Below are 26,275 nucleotides of genomic sequence, written 5' to 3' on the forward strand. Positions count from 1 at the left end.
CCAACATAACATGATTGAGACAATTTTCAAGGAGCCACCGAAATGCGGCGACGGCTGGCGGTCTCGGAAGCCCGGCAGGGCGAACGCCTGGATGCGATGCTTCTCGCCGACGCCGTGCGGCGCGCCTATGCGAGCGCGGCCACAGTCGGTTCCTCAGCGAGCGCGCCGCTGCCCTCTATGAGGGAAACGGCTTCGTGCGGCTGCCGGACTCCCTCCGGCTGGTCCTACCGATGCACGCAATCCAGCAACTGGTGGAGCCATGATCGACGCAGCACCTACATCGCCTAACGTCAGGCGCTCTGTCGCTCGGGCGGCCAAAGCCGGGCGACAATGCCGCAAAATCGCGTCACCGCATCCCTTGTTGCGCCGCTTCGCCAAAACAGAACCGAAAAATGGGCGACTTTTGTGTGCACCGAGCGTGCACGTCGCCCTCTAAACACTGGGTTCCTGTCCTGTTGCCAACCCATCACTGGATACCTCAGAGCACGCTGGATGATCCAAACGCTAATTCCGCAGCGTCATGGTCGGCCTTCAAAGCCCTTGGCCGGGAAGTTGGTACGCATAGTCGGAATCAAGCAACACCCTTCCGAACTGGATTTTGAAGCCGCGGATAAGCGGCTATGATGAGCGTGCCGAATGCAAGTAAGGTCGAGGAGCCCTCGAACAATCGGCATTAGAGGAGATTACGTCGATGACGAACGTTCGCGCCCTTGTCCTTGAACGCCAGCACGAACTCAAGCTGCGCGACATCGACTTGCCGCAGACGGTTGGCCCGGGCGAAGTGCGCATCAAGATCCATACGGTGGGCATCTGCGGTTCCGACGTGCATTACTACACGCATGGCCGCATCGGCCCGTTCGTGGTCGAGGCGCCGATGGTCTTGGGTCACGAAGCCGCTGGCACCGTCGTCGAAACAGGCGAAGGCGTCGAGCATCTGAAGGTCGGCGACCGCGTCTGTATGGAGCCGGGCATCCCCGACCCGAATTCGCGAGCGAGCCGGCTCGGCCTCTACAACATCGACCCGGCTGTCAGATTCTGGGCAACGCCGCCGATCCACGGCGTGTTGACACCCTATGTCGTTCACCCCGCCAACTACACTTTTAAACTGCCCGATAATGTCAGCTTCGCCGAAGGCGCCATGGTGGAGCCTTTCGCTGTCGGGTTGCAGGCGGCTGCCAAAGCAAAGATCGCGCCGGGCGACACGGCGGTGGTGATTGGCGCAGGGCCGATCGGCACGATGGTGGCGATCGCTGCGCTCGCCGGCGGCTGTGCCCGCGCCATTGTTGCAGATCTCGCCCAACCCAAGCTCGACATCGCCGGCGGCTATCAAGGTGTGATCCCGGTCAACATCCGCGACAAGAGCCTGGCGGCGGAGGTAAAGCGCCTGACCGACGGCTGGGGCGCCGACGTCGTCTTCGAATGCTCGGGCTCGTCCAAGGCATGGGAGACCCTGCTCGATCTGCCGCGGCCCGGTGGCGCGGCGGTGGTGGTCGGCCTGCCCGTGGCGCCTGTGGCGCTCGACATTGCCACGGCCTCGACCAAGGAAGTCCGTATCGAGACCGTTTTCCGCTATGCCCACCAATATGAGCGGGCAATCGCGCTGATGGGGTCGGGCCGGGTCGACCTGAAGCCACTCATTTCGGCGACCTTCCCCTTCGAAGATTCCATCACCGCCTTCGACCGCGCAGTGGAAGCCCGCCCGGCGGACGTAAAGCTTCAGATCCGATTGCCGGATTAAGGGGACGCTGTTTTCTACAGCTCGCCGACTAGGAAGCGATCCATAACGGCAGCCATGACAGCCGCGGCTGGTTCGCCAACCCATATGTCTCGTATTATCTCGTATGGTCCGGCGAACCCTAGGAGAAAACCCAGAAACGACTTCGTCGCACCTTGCGCTCCTCCAGGCCCCGGGGCAGGAGTTCGAATCTGTTCGGGCGCGCCACCTTCTCGGCCACCATCCTCCGGTCCATCGCCCGCGCGGTCATTTGGTCCCGATGCCAATATTGACGGGGTTTCTCAGAATGGCCGAAGCGTCATCGCCGGCCCGTTCGCGCACCATGCGATCGAGCGTCTGGCGAATGACCGCGCGCTCGCCTTCGCTCAACGCGAGGCTGCCAAGCACTTCCTCGACAATCGGATTGCTCCATACGATCCAATCCCATAGCTCAGCACCTGACTTGAACGCCGTGCTCTCGGTGATCATCTCGACATTGACGCCGTTCAGTCCAGCCTTTGCCAGTTCGCGGGCAAGCCGCTCCGGATCGCTGAGCTGAAACGGCAGTGGCGGCGGATCCATTGGCGGACCATTAAACTCCGGGCGTACCGATTGAACGGCCCCAACCAAGAAAGTGAGGAAGTCAATTCGATGCGGGTCGCCATAGGCAATGACCAGCACCCGCCCTCCAGGTTTGACAACCCGCGTCATCTCCCGAATGCCCATCGGCATGTCGGGAAAGAGCATGACCCCAAACTGAGATCCCGCCACGTCGAAGCTGTCGTCGACAAAGGCAAGCGCATGCCCGTCCATTACGCGGGCGTCAATTTCCAGGCTTTCGCGGCTGGCGCGCTCTCGCAGCAGGCGGAGCATGACGGGCGACTGGTCGACGGCGACTACCTCGGCACCGATCCGAGCTGCCGGGATACTGAGCGCGCCGCTGCCGGATGCAATGTCAAGAAGGCACATACCTGGGCGGAGCCCTGCCCTGGCCAGACTCTCATTGCCAAGCCACATCTGTGTTTCGGTATTCGTCCGATCGTAACCCGAGGCAATTCGGTCCCAAGCCTCACGTGTGTCCGGCAGCGCCTGAGGAGTCGCGGATCCGGCTGCGGCAAGCGCAGCCCGCAGCACCTTTACAAATTCGGCAGGCTGCTCGATCGGCGGATCATCGGCGGCGCCGTCGATAATGTGGAGCGGCCACCCATATCGGACGCTCGCCGCTTCCGCTACAGGCAATGGGGTGGCAAGATCGTGCCGCCCCCAGATCAGGAAGGTCGGGATTCTGATGCGCGCTAGTTCCTCTGATGGGATTGCGGGAAATCCGAACTGCTCCATCAGACCTTGCTGGGTCGGCTTCAACGCCGGCGCCTGCGCGCGATCGAGATTGTAGGCTCGCAGCCGCTCCCAGTTCTCGCCCATATGATCACGCAGCGTGTCGAGGTCGAAGGCGCATTGCTGCCAGAGGCGGTCATGGCTTTCCGGACTTGGCTCCGTGATGAACGCGGCGAGGGCCGCACCGAATTCAGGCGCCGGCTGAAACGGCGCAAGGCCGAGCGCGTCCGACAGCACCAAGCAGCGGAGCTGGCTACCGTGCTTGGCGGCAAAGCGAGCAGCAATTGCGGCGCCGAGAATTTGGCCGACAAGAATGGGCGGTGTTGGGCAGGTGCGTTCGATGAGTTCGCCAAGCCACGCGAGAACACGATCGGGATGAATCGGACCCTCGACGGTCCCCGACGTGCCGTGGCCCGGCAGATCGGGCGCGATTACGTGATGCGTTCTCACAAGCTCCGGAAGAATTCTCAGCCACTTTGCTGCATGTTCTCCTGGGCCATGCAACAGCACGATCGGTGATCCCGCGCCCCCGTCCAGTAGCACGGTCGAGATGCCGGCCAATTCGAGCCGCCGTTCGGCGATCGACAGCCCGGTGAGCAGGCGCTTGCGCGCAGCTTCTCCGGATATGCGGTTCGATTCAATTGCCGCCGGGGTGGCGGTGTAGTCTTCAACGTGAGTCATCATGGCCTCCCTCATGTTGATAGGGCGATTTCGTCTTGCACATGCCGCCTGGCCTCTTGGGTTGCTCACGTGCTAGAGCGCGAGCTGCGAGCGGTTGACACGCTGATCTCGGTTCGCGCGAGCCCCAATCCGAACCACAACGTCCAAAGGGCCATCACGAAAGACGACGCAACCCAGACGAGGCTGCCCAGCCAGATGCCGAACCACATGCCCAACGGCCAGCCGGCAAAGGCAGCAAGCCCAGCCACAACTCCGACCAGTGACGCCCAGGTCGGCGTTATCTGTTGCCGGCTCAGCGCCTCATTGCCGGCGATCACGACAACCGCCAGACACAGGAACATGAATCCGTTGGCCTTGCCTTCGGCGAACGCCCACCAGGCCGTGAAGCGCGCCATATCGTTGGCGGCGGCGGCATCGGCGACGGTGGTGGCCTCGGCCACGGCGGTGGTCATCGTCCAGAGGGCGCCGACCGGCACCACCGCCCAGGCGGATAGGGTCCACCAGTGTTCGGTCAGGCGAGAGCCCGCGGTCAACACGATCAGGCTCGCGACGACGAACAGCGACAGTGCTGCCGCGGCGGCCCAATGCACGACCACCCACAGGGTGACGTTGTTGGCGATGATGTGCATTTGAAGGGCGAGGTCGGGATGAATCGGCCCGTGACCGACCAGGACGAAACCTAAGAGTACAGAAGCAATCGCAAGCCAGGCGCCCGCGACCCGCATCCTGGTATCGGTACGTGACATCGCTTCCTCCTTTCATTGTGGCCGGATGTTTGCAGCGCGATCACCGAGTCCGTCCTGCAGTCTGCAGGCGAGTTGCGCCGAGGCGCCGCGCATCCATAGCCGACAGGTGCAAGCTTAGGCCGGAAGGGAAGGCGGCGCTTCGGGCGAACTACCCAATCGGCGCCGACGATGCATGGGTGATTCCACCCATTGCCGGGCACGCTCAGACTAGGCGGTGCTCGTAGGCCCAAGCGGTGGCGGCGGTGCGAGTGGGGACGTCGAGCTTGTTGAAGATATTGCTTGCGTGCCTGTCCACTGTCTTTCCGCTCAAATGCAGTTGGTTGGCGATTTCCTTGTTGGTTTTGCCAGAAGCGATCAGGCGGAGGACTTGCAACTTGCGGGCAGAGAGACCGCTGGCTTCCTCCGACCGCATGTCAAGCAGAGCATCGATGCGAGAAACGTCGGGCGTGGCACCAAGCTGCTGAAATACTGTCCGTGCTGCCTGCAGCTCCAGTGTCGCGCCGTCCTCGTCACCGAGGGCGCGGCATGCCAGGCCCATGATGACCCGTACGCGCGCTGCTTCGTATGGCGCGTCGACTTGCTGCCACTCCTCTATTGCCCGGCGCAGACAAATCGCCGCGGCCTGCGCTTCGCCTTCTGCCAGTTCCACCGCTCCCCGCGCGTGGGCGGCAAGGGCGCGCAACGGTTCGGTCCCGTAGCTTTCTGCAACGTCCGCCAGTTCGTGGCAGGCACGCCGTGCTTCCTCGATGTCGTCAGCCGCCAGCATGATCTCGACGTGAGCTGGCAGCAGCCGAATGCGCTTCACTTGGTCGGTCGTCGCGGCCATGACGCGCCGGATTGCGGCCACAGCCGCATCGATGTGCCTTTCGGCCAACCGCAACAGGGCAAGGCCCGGCTGCGGTTCGAAGCCATATTGGCTTGCACTCCGATATGCCTGTTCGGCCGCTTCAAAGTCTCCACGGAGGCGGTGTACTTCCGCCAACTGGTACCACGCCCCAGCCGTATCTTTTCGATTATTTGACTGCGTCAAACGCTCCACGGCATGCTGCGCTTCGTCGATTGCGTCCTGCCATGCGCCGCTGAGCCGTTTAATTTCAGCGCGATGCATCAGGCAGGGGCCGCTAAAACTGATCAGCTGGGGCTGTTCCGAGCACCATCGCCCCAGAGCGGAAGTCCATTCGCGTGCGCGACCCAGAGCATGGACTTGCTGACACGCTTCGATCACGCTGCAGTAGATCAGGCCGGTAAGCAGCGGCGACAATTCGCCGGCCGTGACCGAAACCATCGCCTCATCGAGAAGCGCGAAACCTTCTGTGGTCCGCCGCTGACGTAACAGAACACGGCCCTGCAGGTGCCGCGCACAGGCAACGAGATCCGCGTCCGCAAAGCGCTCGCCAATCTCGACTGCGCCGCTGGCCGCAGCGTAGGCTGCCTCAAGGTTGCCCGCAGCAAGATTCTGTTCGACGTGGGGCAGCATCAGGTAACCCTGTTCGACACAATCATGTGGCTCGCGTTCGAGCAGTCGATGGGCCCGTCCAAACCAGCCGGTCGCCGGAGCCATCGCCCCACGAAAGACAAGACGCAGGCCCAGCCAGAAGGCGCAGCGGGCGGCGCGATGGTATTCGCCAGCGTCGAGATATGCATGATGGGTTCGCTCCAAGGCCCGCAGGTACTCCTCGTCGCGCCCAGTCAAATAGGCCGACATCGCCAGCCGTTCGAGATCATCCACAGCAAGCGGAGCCGTCTCATCGGCGTGCGAGAGGAACCTATAGGCGTCGCCCCACGCCCTTTCTTCGTAAGCCTCACGACCGAGAGCGAGCTGATCCGTCTCTTCCAGGGAGCCGCTGTTGCATTGCTGTCGATCTGAGCTGCCCATCCCATTGGCTCCGCAGACGAACAGAAATCCTAGCCATCAATGGCTACTTTCCGAGGCGGAGTATAGCATGCTCGAAAATGAATGAACGGAATGCACTTAAGCGCTCCGAATGAGAGCGTTCCGGACGACAGCAAACGGGTCGGATCGCGACGCTCGTCGCACAAGATGCAAATGTCGTCTCATGACGCGACCAAGCCGTCCGACGACCTGCCGCGCAACGGGCCGACCTTATCCTCCCTCCTGACCTTACCATCTGCGGCCGGTGATCTGGCGCGATCTCATGCAGCAAGTGCTCGCTATGTTATCGGAGTAGGCTAGGCGCAACCAAAAGCTGCTACTTGCGAAACCTCGACGAGTGGTAGACCACCATCTCCTCACCCGCCTCTTCCGATTGTCAGTAGCCCACAACAAGTCAATGAAATCAAAAGCGATGCGTGCAGGTTCGCCATCTTGGACTTGGCTAACCGAGGGCACAAATAACCTCTAACACGTTGATAAATAACGACAATGGTGGGCCCGGAGCGACGTGGTCTTTTCAACAAAAACAACTACTTTGCGGGTGGTTAGCCCAACCATATCCTTCGTATGTTCTCGCATTTGGTGGCGAAACTAGTGACGACAACTCCGAATGAGGACCGGCTCAACAACAATGGAGAGAGGCCTAAGTCCGGCGGCTCAGTGTCAGAGGCGCGGACGAAACGTTTCAAGGAATGCCGAAACCATGTCCTGCTCGCCGGCGCATTGCCGGCTTATCGGGTATATTGGCTATGCTGACTTCCACTGTTTCCATTGTGAAGAGTTGTTAGAATCCCTTACGGCAAAGGTTTTCAAGATCGGCTTTTGCCATTCCCTCGATGCCGACCGCAGGAAGAATATCATTATCTGCCTTGAGATCGCGACCACAAGCTGCCGATAATATCGAAACTCCGGACTCGTGGAGTATCGCCGGTTTCCCCGTTAGCTTCCCCAGTAGTACGGTCGGCAGCAGTCCGAACGGAACATCCTCTAGAATATAGCGGCTTTCGATGGTTGTTGGGCCAAAGCCGCCACGGCCTTGGCGCTCCATCTCCTGGTTCATCTCCGAAACGGTTCCCATCGGAACATGGAACGACAGTGAAAAATGCTCTCTGACGGTGCGAACGGCGATGCTGAAATGGGCCGCGATGGCCAGCCGTTCGGCATCCAGAGCCTCGATAAGACGGCCGACGGCGGGAGTGACGTTTCCCCCCTGGCTCCATTGCTCGGCCTTCTCCATGCGTGTCAGGTTAAGAAGCGCAATACCTAGATGGTTTTGCGGGTTGAGGTTGCTGAGCGCGATCGCAAGCATCCCTTCGCGCTGGACGAAACGATCGCCGAACAAGGTCGTGCAAAGTTCGTGTCCTTGATCCTGGTAACTGAAAGGCAGCGTCGCCACGTCAAGCTTCTGGCGAATGGTGGTGACATGGACTTCGGTTGGTCCGAGCTGGCGGCCAGTCAATAGTGTTGTGCCCCAAACGACGATCGGCAACGAGACCTTGCGTTCGGCCAACCGCTTGGAGAGATAAAGCGCCGAGAACGAACAATGCGAACTGATGATGACCGGGATTCCATCAATCAGATGGGGGGCGGCGGCATCCATCACCATCTTGTGGCCGTAGGCCGGAAGCGCAATCACCACCACGTCCGCGTTGGCGACGGCATCCGTGCAATCCTTGGCAATGCGCACCGGCACCGTCGCGTCTATATCCCCTGTGGCTTTCAATAATTCACCCGCAGCCAACGCCCTGGTGCGCTGTCCCGACGGTGACCAAAGCGTTGGCGAATGTCCCGATCCTGCCAAATACGCGGCAAGGCCATAAGCAATTGCTCCGGCGCCCAGAATACTCACGCGCATAATATTCCTCCTGTTGCTGGCTTTGTGGTTCGAGAATCCTTGCCGTCGTCACACATGAAAGTTTTCATCAGCAGGTTCCGCAAGCCGGAGTCGCGTCTGCCGTCCTCGCCCGCCTCCGCCAGGGATTCCGGCTCTGAAGCCCGCCAAATGCACAAAGCCGCAACGAACATTAGTTTCCGCTTGACATATATCAAAAACGAATGAGACGATGTCAATCATACGGATAGCGCATGAAGGAGACCATGGAAACCCGGGACCTTCAGACTTTTCTTGCGGTTGCTGCCAGCGGCAGCATCACCAAGGCGGCTGACATGCTCGGGCGCTCCCAACCTGCGGTGACACGCACGATTCAGGATCTCGAGGCCGAGCTTGGCTTCGAATTGCTGCACCGGATCGGCCGACGGGTGCAGTTGTCTGAAGAGGGAGTCGCCTTTGAAGAGGAAGCGCGGCGCCTGCTGATGTCCTTCACCGAACTCGCAGCGCGAGCCAAAATGATCGCCGCCGGCAGGGGACGGATCCTGCAGATTGTCACAACATCTGCGATCGGGACCGGCTTGATCCCGACGGCCCTGGCTGAGCTCAAGGGTGTCGAGCTTCCGCACGAGACGCATCTCGGGCAGTTTCTTCCCTCGATCGTAGCCCAGGAGGTGCGCAGCGGACGCGCCGAGATCGGGTTTTCAAGCCTGCCGCTCGATACGCCCGGTCTGGATGTTCTACGGCTGTACTCGGCGCCTGACGTCGCTGCCGTGCGGGAGGACGATCCGCTGGCTGAACTTGATGTCGTGCCGCTTTCGGGTTTTGCCGGCCGCCGCGTCGCCACGCTGCTCAATCCACTGCGTTTTCAGTTGCACGTCGCCAAAGCGCTGGCGGCTCGCGGCATCGACACCGGCCCAGTGATCCGGACCAATACTGCCTATGGCGCGTTGCAGATCGTGCGTCAGACTGGGGTCGCGGCTGTCATCGATCCCCTCACGGCATACGGCGTGCCCCTGCCCGGTGTCGTCATTCGCCCTCTCGACGTAACCGTTCTCTTTTATTGGGGTGTTGTGGCTGCCGCAAACCGTCCCCTTCGTCCAGTTGCGCAGGCGCTGATGGATGCGGTCGAAGCGGTGGCTGAACGGTCGATCGCCGGTTTCAGGAAACTCGATCCAGCTTTGGCCGGCCAATTGGTCACCGATCCCGCCTCGGGCACAAATAACGGGACGGGAATATGAAGCATATTCCCACCCCGGCAGCATCGAGCGGCCTTGCCGCGCTGGAAGCCCAGCTCGCGCAGGATCTCGACTTTCTCGAGCTGCCCGCCAAGCCTTGGGTCCCCAAGCGCACGCACGATAGCGCCCCGGTCCGTGACGTCGTTGTCATTGGCGCCGGCATGTGCGGACTTGCTGCTACGGCAAAGCTTGTGCTGACCGGGATAACCAATGTCGTTGCCTACGATGCGGCTCCGGCCGGGCTCGAAGGACCATGGGTAACTTTTGCGCGTATGCAGACGCTGCGCTCGCCGAAAACCCTCCACGGTCCGTCGCTCGGGCTGCCGCAGCTCACGTTCCGCGCCTGGTTTACGGCACAATGGGGACCTGAGGCCTGGCAGTCGCTGGACAAAATCCCCAAGGGCCAGTGGATGGACTACCTGGTCTGGTACCGGAAGGTTCTTGGTCTGCCGGTGCGCAACAGCGTGCGCATGACCGGCGTCGCAGCCGTTGGTGATCTGATTGCAATCGATATCGAGGGCGCGGAAGCCGGCCGGGTTCTCACCCGTCGCCTGGTTCTGGCCACCGGTCGGTCCGGTCTCGGCGGTTTTGCCGTGCCCGATTTCCTCAGGGGCATCGATCGCGCCTATTGGGCCCATTCTGCCGACGACATCGATTTCGACCCACTGAAAGGTAAGCGTGTGGCGGTTATCGGCGCCGGTGCCTCTTCGATGGACAATGCCGCGACGGCGCTCGAGGCCGGAGCCGGCTCGGTCGACATGTTGATCCGGCGCAAGGAAATGCCGCGCATCAACAAGCTGACCGGCATAGGCAGCCAGGGCGTTGTACATGGCATTTATCACCTGCCCGATGCCTGGAAGTGGAAATTCTTCGACTATACCGCCTCGACCCAAACACCGCCGCCGCGTTCATCGACGCTTCGGGTGTCTCGTCGTGCGAATGCCCGGTTCTTTCTCGACTGCGGCATAGTCGCGGTAAAGGAAGATGCCGAAGGCCTTCTGGTCGAAACCACACAAGGGCCGATGCGCTACGATTTCATGATCGCGGCAACCGGCTTTTCAAACGATTTCAGCGACCGCCCGGAATTTGCAGCACTCGCCCCACACATCCGCACCTGGTCGGATGGCCGATATACACCGGATATGGGGCCGGCTCGTACAGGCATGTCGGAGGCGCCAGATCTCGGTCCCGCCTTCGAATTTCGCGAACGCGTTCCCGGCTCCTGCCCGGTGCTAGCACATATCCACTGCTTCAACGACGCCGCCATGCTGACCCACGGCAAGGTCTCCGGCGATATCCCGGCCGTCAGTGCCGGTGCCGACCGTCTGGTCCGCGGCATTGCCGCGTCGCTGTTTGCCGAAGATGTCGAAACCCACTTCGCCAATCTGATCGCCTACGACACGCCCGAGCTTCTGGGCGACGAATGGGTCGATTCAACACCCTTGCTGCATAAGGAGGCCGCGCTGTGATCGACGCAATGGACAAGGCCGCCGGTATTTCGCCGAACGATGCACTTTTCGCTGCGCGGCGGTTTCGGCCCGAATTTGTGCAAGGGGCGGAGGAATGTCGCCTCTCCGTCCTGCAGCCGGCAAACGATCAGGGGCTGGCGCCGAATTTGAGGGTTGCTCTGGCCCGTCGCATGGCCGCTCTGAATGCCGATCCCGTCCTGATGGCCGAATATGATGTGCAACTGGCCCAACTTGGTCCGACAGAGCAGCTCAGAGCATTGGCTCGGGGCGAAACGGATCTCGATGAGCCATTGGCGACCATCGCCCGTCACGTCGACCTGATCACGCTGATGCCGAAAAAGGCGGAGGCGAGCCACATCGCCCTCCTCGCTGCGGCCGGACTGAACAATCCTCAGATCGTCGCACTCTCCGAACTGATTGCGTTCGTCAATTTTCAGACCCGAGTGGCGACCGGTCTGCGATTGTTGAGGTTGGCATGATTTCCTCTGTTCGCCTGAAGCCGCTCAATTGGCATCCCCACATCGCACCGGTCGAGCTCTCCGAGGCCACGCCGGAACAGCTCGAAGCGATGAAGGTCACGCCATCGGCCAAGAAAGTTTCGGAGTATGTGCGCACCCTTGTGCATGATCCCGAGAGCTATCTTGCCCGCACCGTCTTGTTCAACGCGATCATGTATGTCGAAGGCGGGCTTGCCCGTCCCGACCGCGAACTTGGCGCATTGGGTGCCTCGATCGTCAATGGCTGCAAATTCTGCGCCGTTGTTCACGCCCGCCGCCATGCAGAGCTGACCAAGAGCGATGATGTGGTCACCGCGCTTTATCTCGACAAACCCGAGGCGCTCGGGCCGCGCGATGCGGCAATCTACAGCTTTGCCCGCCGTCTGTCGGCGGCGCCGTCGGAAGCAACGGTAGACGACATCGCCTCGCTGCGTGCCGTCGGGATGAATGATGCCGAGATCATCGACCTTGTCCACGCCATAGCGATCTTCGGCTGGGCAAACAGGCTGATGCACGTTCTCGGCCACGCGGAGAGCGGATGATGACGTCGCATACGGTCAAAGCAGTCCGTCCCCCACTCTGAAGGACCAACCAGAAATGCTTGAACTCAAAGATGTAAAGCTGTCTTACGGAAGCACGCAGGTCCTGAACGGCGTCAATCTCTCGGTAAAGCGGGGTGACGTGGTGTCGATCATCGGCCCCAGCGGCACCGGCAAGACCACGCTGCTGAAATGCATCAACTACCTGGCCAAGCCGTCGTCAGGAACCATCGCGTTCGACCAGATTCGGATGGACTACCAGCGCGCCGACAAGACCGCTGTCCAGGCGATCCGGCTTCGCACAGCGATGGTCTTTCAGCAGTTCAATGTCTTCAAGAACATGACCGTCCTCCAGAACGTGATGGATCCGCTGGTCGTCGTGCAGCGCAAGTCAACGGACGAGGCGCGTGAAATCGCGCTGCGAGAGCTTGACCGGGTCGGTCTCTCAGCGAAGCGGGACAGCTATCCGTCCCAGCTGTCGGGCGGCCAGCTCCAGCGCACCGGCATCGCGCGTGCGCTGGCGGTTCGTCCCAACGTGATGCTCTTCGATGAGCCTACGTCATCGCTGGATCCTGAACTCGTCGGTGAAGTTCTGAAGGTGATCAAGGATGTCACGTCGTCAGGGATCACTTCGCTGCTCGTGACCCACGAGATGCAATTCGCAAAGAACATCTCGAACCGGATCGTCTTCATGGATCGTGGCGTGGTTGCCGCCGATGGCAGTCCAGCTGAGATCTTCGATGCACCATCCAGCCCACGACTTGCTCAATTCCTGCAGTCAGAACTCGCTTTTCAATAGCTCAACAAGAAGGGAACCTAAGAAATGTCTGCAATCACATCCAGTTTTTCCCGTCGCGCTGCCCTGGCTGTTGCCGGCGGCATCGCAATTGCTCTTGCAACCGCGGGGATCAGCAATGGTCAGACCGTTCGCACGATCAAGATCGCGACGTCTGCCGAATCCAAGCCGCTGGCATGGGGCGCGATCGGCGTAGAGCCGCAAGGCTATGAACCCGATCTTCTGAGAGCGATCAACGCAAAGCTGCCGCAGTATAAGTTCGAAATGGAAGGTGTTTCGGATATCGCGCAGGAAACCGGCCTCGCCACGGGCAAGTACGACATCGCCGTCGGTGGCTACTACAAATCCCCTGAGCGCGCCAAGCAGTTCTTCATTCCGGAAAACCCCATGGGCGCCAGCCTGATGAAGATCTACAGCAAAAAAGGCAGCGGCATCAAGGAATTGAAGGACCTGGTCGGCAAGAGGATCGTTCCGACCACGGCCGGCGGCGGCACCTACAAGTTCATCATGAACTGGCAAAAAGAAAATCCACAATACAAGCTTGATGTTACGGCATCGAGCGCCGGTATTCCCTATCCCAACCGACTGGACGAAGTTCAGAACGGCAAATTCGACGCGCTTGTTCTGCCTTCGAATCTCGGTGAGCAGACCGTCATCGAGGAAAAGAAGCTCGATATCGTGGCGTCCGATCCGGTCTTCAGCAACAACACCTACATGCTGATTCATAGGTCGGACGAAAACAAGGTTTTAGCCGACGATGTGAACAAGGTTCTCAAGGAATTAAAAGACGATGGCACGATCGAAAAGCTCTCGCAGAAATGGTTCGGCGAGGACATCGTCAAATACATGAAGTAACAGGACCTTTTCCCAACCATGTAGCGATAGCCAGCGGTAAGGCTGAATTGCAAGAAGGAGCGTTTCAAAGTGGATGTTTCTGCTATGATTCCCGAGTTGGTCTCGGCGTTGCCGCTGACTCTCGCCATCACCGTTACGGCCATGGTCGTCGGCTTTTGCTTGGCTCTCGTCGCGACAACACTCCGAGTTCAGAGGATACCGGTGATCAGTCACCTGACTGACCTCTACGTGTCCTATGCCCGGAGTGTTCCCGTCGTCCTGCAGTTATTCGTCGCGTTCTACGGGCTGCCCTTGTTGGTGATCCTGTTCGGCGCCGAGGATTTTATTTCTGCAACGATCGCTGCGATGGTGGGGCTGAGCCTCTATCATGGAGGGTATCTGTCGGAAGTCATGCGACCTGCATACCTGGCCGTCGATCGCGGCCAGCATGATGCGGCCGACAGTCTGGGATATACCTTCCGACAGAAGATCACCCGCGTAGTCGGCCCGCAAGCGGTGCACTTCGCATTGCCGGGCTATGGAAACGCCATCATCTACCTGATCCATAACGTTGCGCTGGTCATGTACATCGGGGCAGCGGATGTGATGGCGACCGCGCACTTGATCATGGAGCGCGACTATAACCAGTACCAGTTCGAAACGTACCTCGTGCTGGCGGTTATCTATTCGCTGATGTGCCTCGTCGCGTGGCTCATCGTGCGCTTCTTCGAGCTTCGCTCGCCAATGCAAGCGCCAGAGGCGACGACAACAGCTCAGCTCAAGAACGCGGCCGTCGCGAGCGTGTGACGTAAGGGGTAATCCGACCATGTTTGATACCGATATTCTGCTCCAGGACTCGCAGGAAATTCTGGGCGCCGTACCCGTGACGCTCGGCATGGCTTTCACGATTTTCATCCTGTCCACGATCGTCGGCAGCCTTTTTGCGCTCGTCGAACATAGGCGGATCCCCGTGCTGCGACAGCTCATCATGGCCTATAAGGTCGTCTTCAAAGGCGTTCCGATGGTGATCGTGATTTTCCTCGCCTATTTCGGTCTGCCCCCGGCATTCCAGTTCCTGCTCTCGTTGCTCGCGATCAACTTCAACGCCCACGAAACGCCCAACTGGGTAATCCTTGTCATTGCAGTCACCGGCTGCGTTGCGGCGTTCCAAGCGGAAATCATCAAAGGAGCCCTGAACGCCTTCGACACCGGTCAGTCGGACGCCGCCCATTCGCTCGGCTATACAAGCGGCCAACTGTTCCGACGGATCCTATTTCCCCAGGTGGCCCTCACCGCAATTCCCGACCTGACGACCTCGATGATGGTCATCATGAAGGCGCTTTCCCTCGGGTTCGCCATCGAGGTTGTCGATATCTTCGCCCAGTCCCAATTGACCGCCGCGCTGAACTACTACTACCTAGAAGCCTTCGTGATTGCCGTCGTGATCTACATGGTGATTGCCTATATCGTCACCCAGATTGCCGACAGGCTGGAGCAGGCGCTGAGGGTGCGGACGTGATAAGGATGCGGGATAGAATCGCCAAGCTTCGGATATCGAGCCGCACCTGGGAGACAATTCTTTCGGAGATGAAAAGCTTGAGGAGAAACCCGAGTAGCCGATGTATGTACAGATGATTTTGGTGCGATTTGATTGACCGCATTGTTTGCGCTGCTGGCTGGCTTCATGCCGACTGGAGCCACTGATCGCCCCGACGCAACGTTGCGCATGTACCGACGATAGCGGCAACCCGTAGGAAGATCAGCTTCTCCTCAACTGAAACGCGCGTTCGATTCCGTTTATGTCTCCCATTTGCGCAGCAAATCGACCGGCGGTCCTCGGAAGCCCACCATAAATCAACAATATCAATGCGCTACTCGAAGGTTCGCCAGCTATGACTTGGCTAACTGAGCCAAAATATAGCGCTAAACCATTGATAAATAACGACAATGATGGGCCCGGAGGGAGTTCCAAAAGCCCCGGGCTGTCCTCCCGATCTCCTCGATACGTTCTGTAGCTTTCCTTGGGCTGCCAAAGTTGGCGGCGGCCCTGAGCGCTTTCGATGCTGCTACACGGCATTTACTGCCGCGTTCCCTTCAAAAACAACTCCATGCCCGTCCATGACCGTATCCTCGGGGACCACGAGCAAATCCCTTAAGCGCTGATGGAACCGACACTTGACAAATTGGCGGTCGTCCGACACGTTCTTAACAAAAGGCACAACAAACTTACAAAAGTTCAAGTTGGCACAATCTGGCCGATAGGGAGAAGGCCGATGCATCTCGGTCACCGAGCGGAGACTTGCGCGTGAGCAGCGCAGCCCTCACGCGGCCGACCTCCAGGTGGGCGCTACCCCGGTTCATGACGGCCGAGCATCCTTTCCCCTGGCTCGCGCCGATCACGGTGATGCTTCTCGTTTTCGGCATCTATCCCCTCGCCTATTCGGTCTGGCTGTCGTTTCACAAACGCAATGTCGTTTCCCGGCAGCTCGACTTTGCCGGGCTCCACCAATGGACGCGCGCATTCTCGGACGCGCGTATGTGGCATTCGCTGGAAACCACGCTGATCTACACCTTCGTCGCGCTTGCAGTTCAGCTTGCGCTCGGCATCCTCATCGCGCTTCTGCTTGACACCGATCGCAAAGGTTACGGGGTGCTGCGGGCGCTGATGACACTGCCGCTGGTGGTGCCGCCTGCGGTGACCGGAATGATGTTCCTGCTGATGCAGGACGGCTCTTTCGGCGTCCTGTCGTTCTACCTCTATGCCGTCGACCTGATCTCGCCGGCGCAGCCGATCCTGACGCAGCCCGGAACCGCATTGGCGGCGATCCTGCTGGCAGACATATGGCAATGGACGCCGTTCATGGTGCTCATCATCCTGGCAGGGCTCAGGGCGCTGCCGAAGGAACCTTTCGAAGCCGCGGCGATCGACGGCGCCAGCGGCATCCAGACGTTCTTGCGGCTCACATTGCCGATGCTGCGCAAGGTGATAGCGGTCGCGGTGCTGATCCGCGGCGTCGATCTCTTTCGCATCTACGACTACGTCTACATCATCACCGCCGGCGGGCCTGGCACGGCCACCGAGACGCTTTCATTCTACGCTGGCCGTATCTATTTCACCGGAGACTTTCCCTACGCCGCGACCCTGTCGCTGATCGTGCTCGTCGTCTTGATCGTCGTGTCGAACCTGTTCGTCAGGCTGTTCAAGGTGAGGTTCTGATGGAGTCGTCGCGCGCCCAAACCATCGCCCGTGACGTGCTCGCCGTCCTTGTGGTGGCGATCTTCATGTTCCCGATCGCGTGGTGGGCGCTGTCGTCCATCAAACCCTATTCGGCGATCTTCGACCGCAGCGGACCGGTCTACGTCGATTTCACGCCGACGCCGGACAATTACCGTGTGACGTTGCTTGGCGTTTCGCGCGTCGACATCGGCATGGAACAGGGCGGCGAGGCGGCCGGGGTGATCAAGGGTGGCGCCAGCTCCTACGATTCCCGCCAGTCGTTGCTCGACAGCGCCATCATAGCCGTTGGATCGACGGCGCTGACGCTGCTGCTGGCCACTCTGGCCGCCTATTGCCTGTCACGAATGCAGTTCAGTGGACAGCAGTCCTTCCTGTTCTGGATTCTCTCGCAGCGCTTCATGCCGCCAATCGCGATCGTCATTCCGATCGTTTTCATGTTCCGGGATCTCGGCTTGCGCGATACCTATACGGGGCTCATCCTTGTTCACAGTTTGATCAACCTGCCGCTGGCGGTTTTGCTTTTGAAGTCGTTCTTCGACGATGTTCCGCGCGAGGTTGATGAAGCGGCGCTGATTGACGGCGCGACGCGCTGGCAGACGTTCCGACGCGTGGTCCTTCCCATGGTCAAGGGCGGCATCGCTGCGACGGCCGTGCTGTGTTTCATCTTTTCGTGGACCGAGTTCCTGCTCTCACTGTTCCTGACAACGTCGATCCGCACTGTGCCGGTGAAGATCTCGACCTTTGTCACCTCGACCGCGACCGAGTGGGGCTACATCACAGCGCTCGGCACGTCCGCGATCATACCCAGCTTCATCTTTATCCTGCTGGTTCAACGGCATCTGGTCCGCGGCCTCACCCTCGGATCCCTGAAGGAGTGAGGCGCAGACGAGAACAACGACGACAAAAACGCAACGGAGGAACGATCATGAGCTTCAGAGAACACGACAAGAAGACATTCGTCGCCGATACCTGCAATGACTTTACGGCGCGCCGAATAACCAAACGCGACTTCATGAGGAAGATGGCGCTCGCTGGTGTCGGCTTTTCCGCCTTCGGATCGGCCATGCTAGGTGGCGGCCGCACCAATCGGGGGATGCTGGGGCTCGGGGTTGAAGAAGCCCGTGCCCAGGACGCCGATATGCTGAAGTGGCTGGCCGATGTCGGCAAACCATATGCCGGCACCAAAATCCGCTACACTTCGGAAGCGACGCCGCCAACGATCGTGGCCAACCAGCTTGTCGCGGGTGAATTCACCAAGGCAACCGGCATTGAGGTGGAAGTCGAGATCGTGCCGCTGGAGCAGGTTCTCGCCAAGGCCACGCAAGACGTGCAGGGCCAGCTTGGCACCTACGACGTCTACTATCTCGACCAGTCCTGGATGGCGACATTTGCACAGGATGTCGTCGATCCGCGCGAGTATTATGACCAGAACAAAGAACTGGCGATGCCCAACTTCGACTGGGACGATTTCTCCAAGCCGCTGGTCGACGGCATCGCCATGTACAACGGCAAACAGTGCGGAATTCCATTCGATATTCCGATCTTCATCCTGATGTACCGCAAGGATCTTTTCGACAAACACAATATTGCGCTGCCGACAGATCTCGACGCCTACCTCAAGGCCGTGCAGGCGCTCACAGAGGCAGAAAAAAGCAACGGCATCTTCGGCACAGCGTGCCAGGCGAAGTCCGGCCACTATTCGCTGGAATGCGACTGGACCTTCGCATTGTGGGGCCATGGCGGTTCGATCTTCAACAAGGACAAGAAGTTTGTCGGCAATGACGAGCGCGGCGTGGCCGGACTGCAATTCTATCAGGAGCTGGTCAAAAACTCGCCGCCCTCGGCGACGACTTGGACCTGGGACGGTCAGGGACAGGCGTTGACACAGGGTCAGGCCGCCATGGCAATCACCTGGGGCGAGGATTTCCCCGGCTTCGACGCCAACGATTCCAAGGTCAAAGGCCTGTTCGAGGCCCTGCCCGCGCCCAAGGAGGTTCCTGGCCGCCGCGCCGCCGCCGATTGCGGCTTCAACGAAATCCCGGCCGTCGGCCACCAAGGTGGCTCGACGATCTCGCTGTCGCAATATTCCAAGAACAAGGAAGCAGCATGGCTGTTCATGCAGTGGGTCTGCTCGAAGGATGTGATGGCGCGGGTATCGACGCTCGGCGGCGGCGCCTCGCCGATGCGCAATTCCTCTTTTACAGATCCTCGGGTCAAGGCGAAGGCCGTTGTCGGGCCCGGAACGACACGCCATTTCGAGGCGATCAAATACACTATCGACAACCAGATGGGATCGGAGCCGGACATGCCGATCTGGGCGGATCTGTCGAACAACGACATCCCGGTTGAACTCGGCAAATTGCTTACGGGCCAAGACTATGGCGGCGACGCCAAGGCATGCCTGGATGCCATTGCCGGCATTGTCGACGGCAAAGTCAAGGATGCCGGTCTTTAGCGGCTAGTCGGTGATTTGGGCGAAGGCGGCTTCGACCGCCCTCGCCCTTTGGCAATGTGGCGGCAATGGTTCCGGATCTCGTCATCGGCATCGATTCCTCGACCTCGGCAACCAAGGCGATCGCCTGGGACCGCAATGGTCTGGCCGTGGCTGAAGGTCGTGCGCCGCTTGCAATGTCGAACCCGCGTTCGGGCTATTTCGAGCAGGATCCGGCCGAGTGGTGGACCTCGACGGTCGCAGCGCTGCGGGTCGTGGCGTCGACGGTTCCGCCGGCACGCATTGCCGCCCTTGCCATTGCCAACCAGCGCGAAAGCTTCGGACTTTTCGATGAGCAGGGCCAGGCAGTCGGGCCCGCAACGCTCTGGCTCGATGAGCGCGCCCGTGGGAAAGCACGGCGCTTCGGAGAGAGCTTCGGCGCGGCACGCGTCCACGCAATATCCGGCAAGCCGCTGGACGTCATTCCTTGCCTTTACCGCATGATCTGGTTTCGCGAGGAACAACCCGAGATTTTTGCCCGCGTGGAGCGAATGGCCGAAGTCCACGGCTATCTGGTCTTTCGCTTGAGCGGCCGGTGGGTGACGTCCACCGCATCCGCCGACCCGATGGGCATACTCGATATGCGAGCTATGGACTGGTCGAACGATATACTGAACGCGGCAGGCGTCCCCCGGCGCATGATGCTGGATCTGGCAAGGCCCGGCACCGTTCTGGGCCAACTAACGTCGGAGGCCGCCATTTCGACGGGCTTGCGGGAGGGCACGCCGATCGTCGCCGGCGGTGGCGACGGTCAATGCGCCGGCACGGGCGCGGGTGTGTTGCAGCCGCGAAGCGCTTACATCAACCTCGGTACGGCGGTCGTCTCCGGCAGCTTCGGCATCGACTACGTGCATGATTTGGCCTTCCGCACCGAAACGGCGGTCGCCGATGATGGCTATATCTACGAGACGTGCCTTCGCGCCGGTACTTTTCTCGTCGACTGGATGGCGCGCGAAATGCTTGGCGTCGATCTGCATGGCGCAAGCGATGCTCTGGAGGCGCTCGAGGCCGAAGCCGCTGCCAGCCCGATCGGCGCAGGCGGCATAATGCTCCTGCCCTACTGGCAGGGCGTCATGGATCCGCACTGGGATAGCGCGGCCCGTGGTGTGATTGCCGGGCTTTCCGGCTCCAGCCGCCGCGGCGACATCTATCGCGCCGTGCTGGAAGGCATAGCGCTGCATCAGGCCGCGACAAGTCAGCGGGCCGCTGCGGCTGCCGCCCAGACCATCGACCAGTTCATAGCCATCGGTGGAGGAGCGAAGTCCGACCTGTGGATGCAAATTCTGGCGGATGCACTCGATCGTCCCATAAAGCGTTCGACGACGGTGGAAGCCTCCTCGCTTGGCGCGGCGATGGCGGCGGCAAAGGGCGTGGGCTGGTTTTCCACCATCGCCGAAGCGTCGACCGCAATGGCCAGCGAGCCGGCCAAAACCTTCGAACCGGACGCGAAACGGGCCGAGCTCTACACCCAACTTCTTGCGATCCATGCCGATCTTTGGCCAACGCTTTCAGCCTGGAACCAGCGACTCGCGGCCTTCATGGAGACCAATCATGGCTGAAACGACCAACTGGAACGCGTTGATCGAGGACGTTGTCGCGGGACGCTGGACAGATCCCAAGACCGGCGCGGCCGCGGTCCTGCCGTTCCAGACGATCGAATTGCTGGAGACGACGGAGGGCCGCGAGGCGGATCTCGTTGCGCCCCTGGCGCTAGGCAGCCGCATCGCAGTTGTGTCCGATATCAACACCGTCGATGTGATGGGCCGGCGCGTCGCGAAGGCGCTGCGTGCCATCGCCAACATCGACGAAATCGTGCTGCCTGACGGACTCGACTGCGATGAGGCAACGATCCAGATGGTCAGGGAAAAGACGCGTCATGCCGACGGGGTCGTGGCCGTCGGATCGGGCGTTCTCAACGACAGCTGCAAGCATGCAACCTTCCTCGACGAGCGGCCCTATGCCGTCATCGGCACGGCCGCCTCGATGAATGGCTACGGCGCCTCGACAGCATCGGTGACCTTGGCCTCCGGGCTCAAGATCTCGCTGCCCTCGCACGCGCCGCGGGGCATCTTCCTGGACCTTGGCGTGTCGGCTGCAGCACCCGCCTGGCTCAGCGCCGCCGGGCTTGGCGACAGCCTCTGCCGCTCAACCGCTCAGATCGACTGGTGGGCTTCGCATCGGCTGTTCGACACTTACTATTCCGAGGTGCCTTACCTGCTGCAGGCGGGCGATGAGGAGCCGATGCTGGCCAATGCGCCTGGCCTTGCCAGGCACGACATCACCGCCGTCGGGCATCTCCAGCGCGTCCTGACGCTGTGCTCGATGGGTGTGTGCTTCGCCGGCGTTTCCCATCCCGGGTCCATGGGAGAGCACCAGATCTCCCATTGGATCGACATGTTTGCGGGAGAGCGTCATCCCGGCACCACGCACGGCCAGCAGGTCGGGGTTGCCTCGCTGGTCATGGCGCGTCTGCAAGCGCGGCTGCTCGACATGGACGAACCGCCGCAGGTGAAGCCGACCGCCATCGACGAGGCGGCGATGCTGGCCCGCTATGGCGCGCAGCTCGGACCACTTTGCATTGCCGAGATGAGGAAGACGGCACTCGACACCAGCCAGACGGAAATCTTCAACCGCAGGCTTGCGGAAATCTGGCCGGCGCTGCGCCAGGAGGTTCGGCCCATGGCAATGCCGGTCGCCCGCATGGAAGCAGCACTCAAGGCTGCGGGGGGGCCGGTCACGGGCGCGGAACTAGGCCTGCCGCGCCCGCTTTGGCACGATGCCATTCGCTATTCGCGGGAAATCCGCGGCCGATGGTCCTTCATCAATCTGGCCGCCGATGCGGGACTCTTGGAAGAGTTTCTGGAGAGCGAATGGTGAGAGCGCATCCGATCGCCAATAGCTCGCATGGCGAAGTGGAATCCCACAGGCAAGGGCAATCGAAGGGTAGCAATTTATGGCGTCTGTCACCATCAGCAACATAAAGAAGGACTATGGCGCCCTCTCGATTATCGATGGACTCGATCTCTCGATCGACGATGGCCAGTTCGTCGTTCTGTTGGGGCCGTCCGGCTGCGGCAAGTCGACGTTGTTGCGCATGATAGCCGGTCTCGAGCCCATCACGTCCGGCGAGATCGCCATAGGCGACAGGGTCGTCAACACGCTCCATCCCAAAGACCGCAACATCGCAATGGTCTTCCAGAATTACGCGCTTTACGCGCACATGACCGTCTTCGACAACATGGCGTTTTCCATGCAGTTGAAGAAACGCCCCAACGAAGAAATCAAACAGAAGGTCGGATGGGCGGCATCGATCCTCAATCTGACCCCTTATCTGGAACGGTATCCCCGCCAGCTTTCGGGCGGCCAGCGGCAACGCGTCGCCATGGGTCGCGCTATCGTGCGAGACCCAACTGTCTTCCTGTTCGACGAGCCGCTGTCCAACCTCGACGCCAAGCTGCGCGTGCAAATGCGCACCGAAATCAAGGAGCTCCACCAGCGCCTGAGGACCACCACCGTGTATGTCACGCATGACCAGATCGAGGCCATGACAATGGCCGATATCATCGTCATCATGCGCGACGGCCATATCGAGCAGATCGGGCGCCCGCTCGATGTCTACGATCGCCCGGCAAACCTCTTCGTCGCCTCTTTCATCGGCTCGCCCGCAATGAACATGTTCCATGGCGAGGTGGCTTCCGAGCGCGACGCCTGGGTGGTGCGGACCGACGAACTATCCCTCCCGCTTCCGCCACAGGCTGCGGTCCGGCCCGGCCAAAAGGTGATCTATGGCATTCGTCCAGAACATCTTCGACCAGTGGCCGACGGGCGCGGCATCCCGGCGAGGGTTACGGTTGTCGAGCCGACCGGTCCCGAAATCCATATCTTTGCCAGCATGGGCAGCATCGCGATCTGCTCGGTGCTGCATGACCGCATGGAGCTCTCTCCTGGAGCTGTGATCCACCTGGAGCCGGCGCCTGAGCGAATCCACCTGTTCGACGAAGATAGCGGCGAGCGGCTGGACAAGGAAAGAAGCTGAATGGCGCGGATCATCATCCTCGGCGCCGGCGTCATGGGCTCTGCCATGACGCTTCCGGCCGCTCACGCGGGTAACCGCATCACTCTTGTCGGCACCCATCTCGACGAGGAGATCGTCAGCTCTGTGGCCGACACAGGTCATCACCCTCGCCTCAACATCACTCTGCCTGACGCGGTAGCCGCCTGTTCCTGGACCGAATTCGGGACGGCGATGAACGATGGAGCCGACCTGCTTGTACTCGGCGTCTCGTCGGCCGGCGTTCCTTGGGCGATCGACCGCATTGCTGAAAGCATCAAGTCGCCCATGCCGATACTTATGATTACGAAAGGACTCGCCGCGAGCGACGAAGGCATCGAAATCCTGCCGCATCTGCTTGCCCGCGAGATTGAGCAACGTACTGGCTTGTCGATCCCGGTGATGGCCGTCGGCGGACCTTGCATTGCCGGCGAACTGGCCGCACAGCGCGATACCTCCGTGATCGTGGCCGGACACGATCCCGACCAGCTGGCCGCGGCGTCACGCATCCTGCGCGCGCCTTTCTATCATGCGCGACCATCATCCGATCTCATTGGCGTCGAGATCTGCGCCGCTTTCAAGAACTTCTATACACTCGCCGTTGGGGCTCCCGTCGGGCTGCTTGAGCGAGACGGCAAGGCGCCCAACGGTGCGCTCATGCACAACCTTGCCTCGTCGCTTTTCTCGCAGTCCCTCGCCGAGATGGCGATTCTGGTCGAAGCTCTGGGTGGAAAAATCGAAACAGTGCTGGGGCTGGCCGGCTCCGGCGATCTTTATGTGACCTGCCAGGCGGGCCGTAACGGTCGCATGGGACGCCTGCTCGGCCGCGGCCTGCCCTATTCCGTGGCGAAGCGCGAACATATGAGTTCGGACACGGTCGAGGGGGCGCAACTGGCGCTGGACCTTGGTCAGGCTTTGAAGAATATGATGGGCCGGGGTGTACTTCCCGATGATCGCCTGCCGCTGACGACTGCCATCATCGACGCGATTTGCCATGATGCTCCGCTGGTTTTGTCCTTCGACCGCTATCATCGAGGCTAGCGGAGCCGGGGAAACTCGATTGGTGCCTCATATCGATGAGCACATGGCTCGGCCGAGCCCGCTCTGAACCCGCTGCCGCGGAGTGGACAGGATGATCTGATGGAGAAACCAGCACGAAAGAAACGCGACGGCCGCCAAGCCGTAACGAGTTCCGTCACGGCCGATCGCGAGGAAGGGCTGCTCGTGCGCGCCGCCTGGCTTGCTTATGTCGGTGACCTCACCCAGGCGCAAATCGCCAAGTCTCTTGGCCTGACCCGCCTTCGCGTCAACCGGATGCTGGCGCATGCGCGCCAGCGGGGGATCGTTCAGATTCGCATCAATTCCAAGGTGGCGAACTGCATCGAGTTGGAGAACCGGCTGCGGGACGCCTATGGTGTCTCGGATCCAATCGTGGTCCCGACACCGCCGGATCCTGCTCTGGTGCCACAGGTCATCGCAGCCGCCGCCGGCGAAGCCCTGTCGCTTAGAATCCGTGACGGGATATCGGTGGGCGTGGGATGGGGGCGGACGCTCCAGCTCAGTCTGCGGTCGGTGACCGTGCGCCCGGTCAAAGGAATGTCGATCGTTTCCCTGCTTGGCGGGCTCACACGTGGATCGGCGATCAACATCTACGAGATCGCTTCCCGGCTCGCGGCGCTCTTCGACGCGGAATGCTTCTACATCGCAGCACCGGTGTTCACGGATACCGAGGCCACACGCGATCTGCTTATGCGCCAGTCTATTCTGGAAGACGCCTTCACTCATGCCCGCGACGTTGACGCCGCTTTCGTTTCGGTGGGCGCGGTGCACAAGGACGCCACCATCTTTCGGATCGGACTGGTAGGAGACGATGATCTCAGATCACTCCGCGAAGCCGGAGCGGTCGGCGATATTTGCGGCCACTGGATCGGCGCCGACGGACAACTGGTCGATCACCCGCTAAACAGCCGCGTCATCGGCCTCGCCCCCGAACATCTGCGCGACGTCGACACTGTGATCCTGCCCTCCGGCGGCCTCGACAAGGTTCCGGTGCTGCGCGCCGTGTTGCGTCTGGGAGTCGTCGATGTGCTGATCACCGACGAGAAAACCGCTGAGGCTATTCTTGCGGAAAAGTCGTAGCGCAGACTGATCTCCACCAGCAGAGTGGCTCGCGAGTGATTGCTTCTTCACGTCACAGCACCTCGTGGATTTCCTCGATCGAAGTCTCGCCGATCGGCTTGTCCAGAACGATCTCTCCGCGCGCCATCGCCACGACCCGGTCACAGCATTCGAAAACATGATGCATGTTGTGGCTGATGAAGACGCTAGTGATGTTCTGGGCCTTGAGGCCACGAACGAAGCCGATCACCTTTCGCGTTTCCTTCACCGAGAGATGGTTGGTTGGCTCGTCGAGAATCATGACTTTCGACTTGAAGTGCATGGCCCGGGCGATCGCCACGCCTTGGCGCTGGCCGCCCGACAGTTCGCCGACCAGCGCGTCGGGCGACCGCAGATGCAGGTCGACGTCGGCGATCGCCTTGACGCTTTCGTCACGCATGCGCTTCTGGTCCAGGATGCCGATACCGAAAACCGAACCCTTCACCGGCTCGCGTCCGATGAAAACGTTGCGGGCGATGGTCATAGTCGGGACCATGGAATTGTACTGGTAGATCGTCTCGATGCCGCGTCCCATGGCGTCGCGCGGGTTAGAGAAGCGGACCGGTTCACCTTCGATCCTGATCTCGCCGCCATCGGGCTTTTGGGTGCCTGAGAGGATGTTGATCAGCGTCGATTTGCCGGCGCCATTGTCGCCGACGAGGCCCAGTGCCTCGTCGGGATAGATATCCAGCGTAACGTTTTTCAAGGCGTGGACGCCGGAATACCATTTCTGGAGTCCCTTGATCGCGATGATGGGCGCCGCCATG

General features: G+C 60.6%; 22 protein-coding genes. 17 read left to right on the forward strand and 5 right to left on the reverse strand.

Features of this window, described 5'->3' with window-relative positions; translation table 11 throughout:
* Nucleotides 1-691 precede the first annotated feature (691 nt).
* Entirely contained in the window at nucleotides 692-1,738 is a 1,047-nt protein-coding gene (locus NKG95_RS20985; protein ID WP_023723149.1) for an NAD(P)-dependent alcohol dehydrogenase, read from the forward strand.
* Nucleotides 1,739-1,981: 243 nt separating this feature from the next.
* Here the strand turns inward: NKG95_RS20985 and NKG95_RS20990 are convergent, their stop codons facing one another.
* The 4 genes from NKG95_RS20990 to NKG95_RS21005 form a co-directional block, all read right to left on the reverse strand.
* Nucleotides 1,982-3,745, reverse strand: a complete 1,764-nt coding sequence (locus NKG95_RS20990; RefSeq protein ID WP_353042318.1) for an alpha/beta fold hydrolase — start codon at nucleotides 3,743-3,745, stop codon at nucleotides 1,982-1,984.
* 50 nt (nucleotides 3,746-3,795) lie between these two features.
* The gene (locus NKG95_RS20995) at nucleotides 3,796-4,476 is read right to left on the reverse strand and encodes a hypothetical protein (protein WP_352817321.1); all 681 of its coding nucleotides are present in this window, start codon (nucleotides 4,474-4,476) and stop codon (nucleotides 3,796-3,798) included.
* A 202-nt stretch (nucleotides 4,477-4,678) separates the two neighbouring features.
* The gene (locus NKG95_RS21000) at nucleotides 4,679-6,352 is read right to left on the reverse strand and encodes a LuxR C-terminal-related transcriptional regulator (protein WP_353042320.1); all 1,674 of its coding nucleotides are present in this window, start codon (nucleotides 6,350-6,352) and stop codon (nucleotides 4,679-4,681) included.
* Between the two features lie 802 nt (nucleotides 6,353-7,154).
* The gene (locus NKG95_RS21005; protein ID WP_353042321.1) at nucleotides 7,155-8,225 is read right to left on the reverse strand and encodes an NAD/NADP octopine/nopaline dehydrogenase family protein; all 1,071 of its coding nucleotides are present in this window, start codon (nucleotides 8,223-8,225) and stop codon (nucleotides 7,155-7,157) included.
* A 230-nt stretch (nucleotides 8,226-8,455) separates the two neighbouring features.
* Between NKG95_RS21005 and NKG95_RS21010 the strand changes: the two genes are divergently transcribed.
* The 16 genes from NKG95_RS21010 to NKG95_RS21085 all read left to right on the forward strand — a co-directional run bounded on the left by NKG95_RS21010 (nucleotide 8,456) and on the right by NKG95_RS21085 (nucleotide 25,490).
* Nucleotides 8,456-9,439, forward strand: a complete 984-nt coding sequence (locus tag NKG95_RS21010) for a LysR family transcriptional regulator (protein WP_353042323.1) — start codon at nucleotides 8,456-8,458, stop codon at nucleotides 9,437-9,439.
* On the forward strand, nucleotides 9,436-10,905 hold the full coding sequence (locus NKG95_RS21015) for an NAD(P)-binding domain-containing protein (RefSeq protein WP_353042325.1): 1,470 nt from the start codon (nucleotides 9,436-9,438) through the stop codon (nucleotides 10,903-10,905). Before NKG95_RS21010 ends, NKG95_RS21015 begins: the two co-directional genes overlap by 4 nt.
* Nucleotides 10,902-11,384, forward strand: a complete 483-nt coding sequence (locus tag NKG95_RS21020; protein WP_023723195.1) for a CMD domain-containing protein — start codon at nucleotides 10,902-10,904, stop codon at nucleotides 11,382-11,384. The genes NKG95_RS21015 and NKG95_RS21020 overlap by 4 nt, the downstream gene beginning before the upstream one ends.
* Nucleotides 11,381-11,944, forward strand: coding sequence for a peroxidase-related enzyme (locus NKG95_RS21025; RefSeq protein ID WP_352817334.1), 564 nt, complete (start codon nucleotides 11,381-11,383; stop codon nucleotides 11,942-11,944). Before NKG95_RS21020 ends, NKG95_RS21025 begins: the two co-directional genes overlap by 4 nt.
* 55 nt (nucleotides 11,945-11,999) lie before the next feature.
* A complete protein-coding gene (locus NKG95_RS21030; RefSeq protein ID WP_031212966.1) occupies nucleotides 12,000-12,740 on the forward strand; it encodes an amino acid ABC transporter ATP-binding protein in 741 nt (246 codons plus the stop codon).
* 24 nt (nucleotides 12,741-12,764) lie between these two features.
* Nucleotides 12,765-13,592, forward strand: a complete 828-nt coding sequence (locus tag NKG95_RS21035; protein WP_353042327.1) for a transporter substrate-binding domain-containing protein — start codon at nucleotides 12,765-12,767, stop codon at nucleotides 13,590-13,592.
* Between the two features lie 69 nt (nucleotides 13,593-13,661).
* Nucleotides 13,662-14,378 carry an amino acid ABC transporter permease gene (locus NKG95_RS21040; protein ID WP_352484294.1) on the forward strand — a complete coding sequence of 239 codons (717 nt, stop codon included), beginning with the start codon at nucleotides 13,662-13,664 and terminating at the stop codon, nucleotides 14,376-14,378.
* A gap of 19 nt (nucleotides 14,379-14,397) precedes the next feature.
* Nucleotides 14,398-15,090: an amino acid ABC transporter permease gene (locus NKG95_RS21045; RefSeq protein ID WP_352484293.1), complete on the forward strand. Its 693-nt coding sequence runs from the start codon at nucleotides 14,398-14,400 to the stop codon at nucleotides 15,088-15,090.
* A gap of 786 nt (nucleotides 15,091-15,876) precedes the next feature.
* A complete protein-coding gene (locus NKG95_RS21050) occupies nucleotides 15,877-16,788 on the forward strand; it encodes a carbohydrate ABC transporter permease (RefSeq protein WP_352484292.1) in 912 nt (303 codons plus the stop codon).
* Nucleotides 16,788-17,687: a carbohydrate ABC transporter permease gene (locus NKG95_RS21055; RefSeq protein ID WP_352548604.1), complete on the forward strand. Its 900-nt coding sequence runs from the start codon at nucleotides 16,788-16,790 to the stop codon at nucleotides 17,685-17,687. Before NKG95_RS21050 ends, NKG95_RS21055 begins: the two co-directional genes overlap by 1 nt.
* Before the next feature lie 47 nt (nucleotides 17,688-17,734).
* Nucleotides 17,735-19,264 (forward strand): ABC transporter substrate-binding protein, encoded by a 1,530-nt coding sequence (locus tag NKG95_RS21060; protein WP_023722150.1) that lies wholly within the window; start codon nucleotides 17,735-17,737, stop codon nucleotides 19,262-19,264.
* 65 nt (nucleotides 19,265-19,329) lie between these two features.
* Nucleotides 19,330-20,859 carry an FGGY-family carbohydrate kinase gene (locus tag NKG95_RS21065; protein WP_353042329.1) on the forward strand — a complete coding sequence of 510 codons (1,530 nt, stop codon included), beginning with the start codon at nucleotides 19,330-19,332 and terminating at the stop codon, nucleotides 20,857-20,859.
* Nucleotides 20,852-22,177, forward strand: coding sequence for an iron-containing alcohol dehydrogenase (locus tag NKG95_RS21070; RefSeq protein WP_353042331.1), 1,326 nt, complete (start codon nucleotides 20,852-20,854; stop codon nucleotides 22,175-22,177). The genes NKG95_RS21065 and NKG95_RS21070 overlap by 8 nt, the downstream gene beginning before the upstream one ends.
* 76 nt (nucleotides 22,178-22,253) lie before the next feature.
* Nucleotides 22,254-23,336, forward strand: a complete 1,083-nt coding sequence (locus NKG95_RS21075; protein ID WP_353042333.1) for an ABC transporter ATP-binding protein — start codon at nucleotides 22,254-22,256, stop codon at nucleotides 23,334-23,336.
* Complete coding sequence (locus NKG95_RS21080) at nucleotides 23,337-24,392, forward strand: NAD(P)H-dependent glycerol-3-phosphate dehydrogenase (protein WP_353042335.1); 1,056 nt, start codon at nucleotides 23,337-23,339, stop codon at nucleotides 24,390-24,392.
* Between the two features lie 183 nt (nucleotides 24,393-24,575).
* The gene (locus tag NKG95_RS21085) at nucleotides 24,576-25,490 is read left to right on the forward strand and encodes a sugar-binding transcriptional regulator (RefSeq protein WP_352484287.1); all 915 of its coding nucleotides are present in this window, start codon (nucleotides 24,576-24,578) and stop codon (nucleotides 25,488-25,490) included.
* Between the two features lie 52 nt (nucleotides 25,491-25,542).
* Here the strand turns inward: NKG95_RS21085 and NKG95_RS21090 are convergent, their stop codons facing one another.
* Nucleotides 25,543-26,274 carry an ATP-binding cassette domain-containing protein gene (locus tag NKG95_RS21090; protein ID WP_352484286.1) on the reverse strand — a complete coding sequence of 244 codons (732 nt, stop codon included), beginning with the start codon at nucleotides 26,272-26,274 and terminating at the stop codon, nucleotides 25,543-25,545.
* Between the last annotated feature and the right edge of the window lies 1 nt (nucleotide 26,275).

This window comes from Mesorhizobium sp. M1423, assembly GCF_040317575.1.
Classification (GTDB): Bacteria; Pseudomonadota; Alphaproteobacteria; order Rhizobiales; family Rhizobiaceae; genus Mesorhizobium.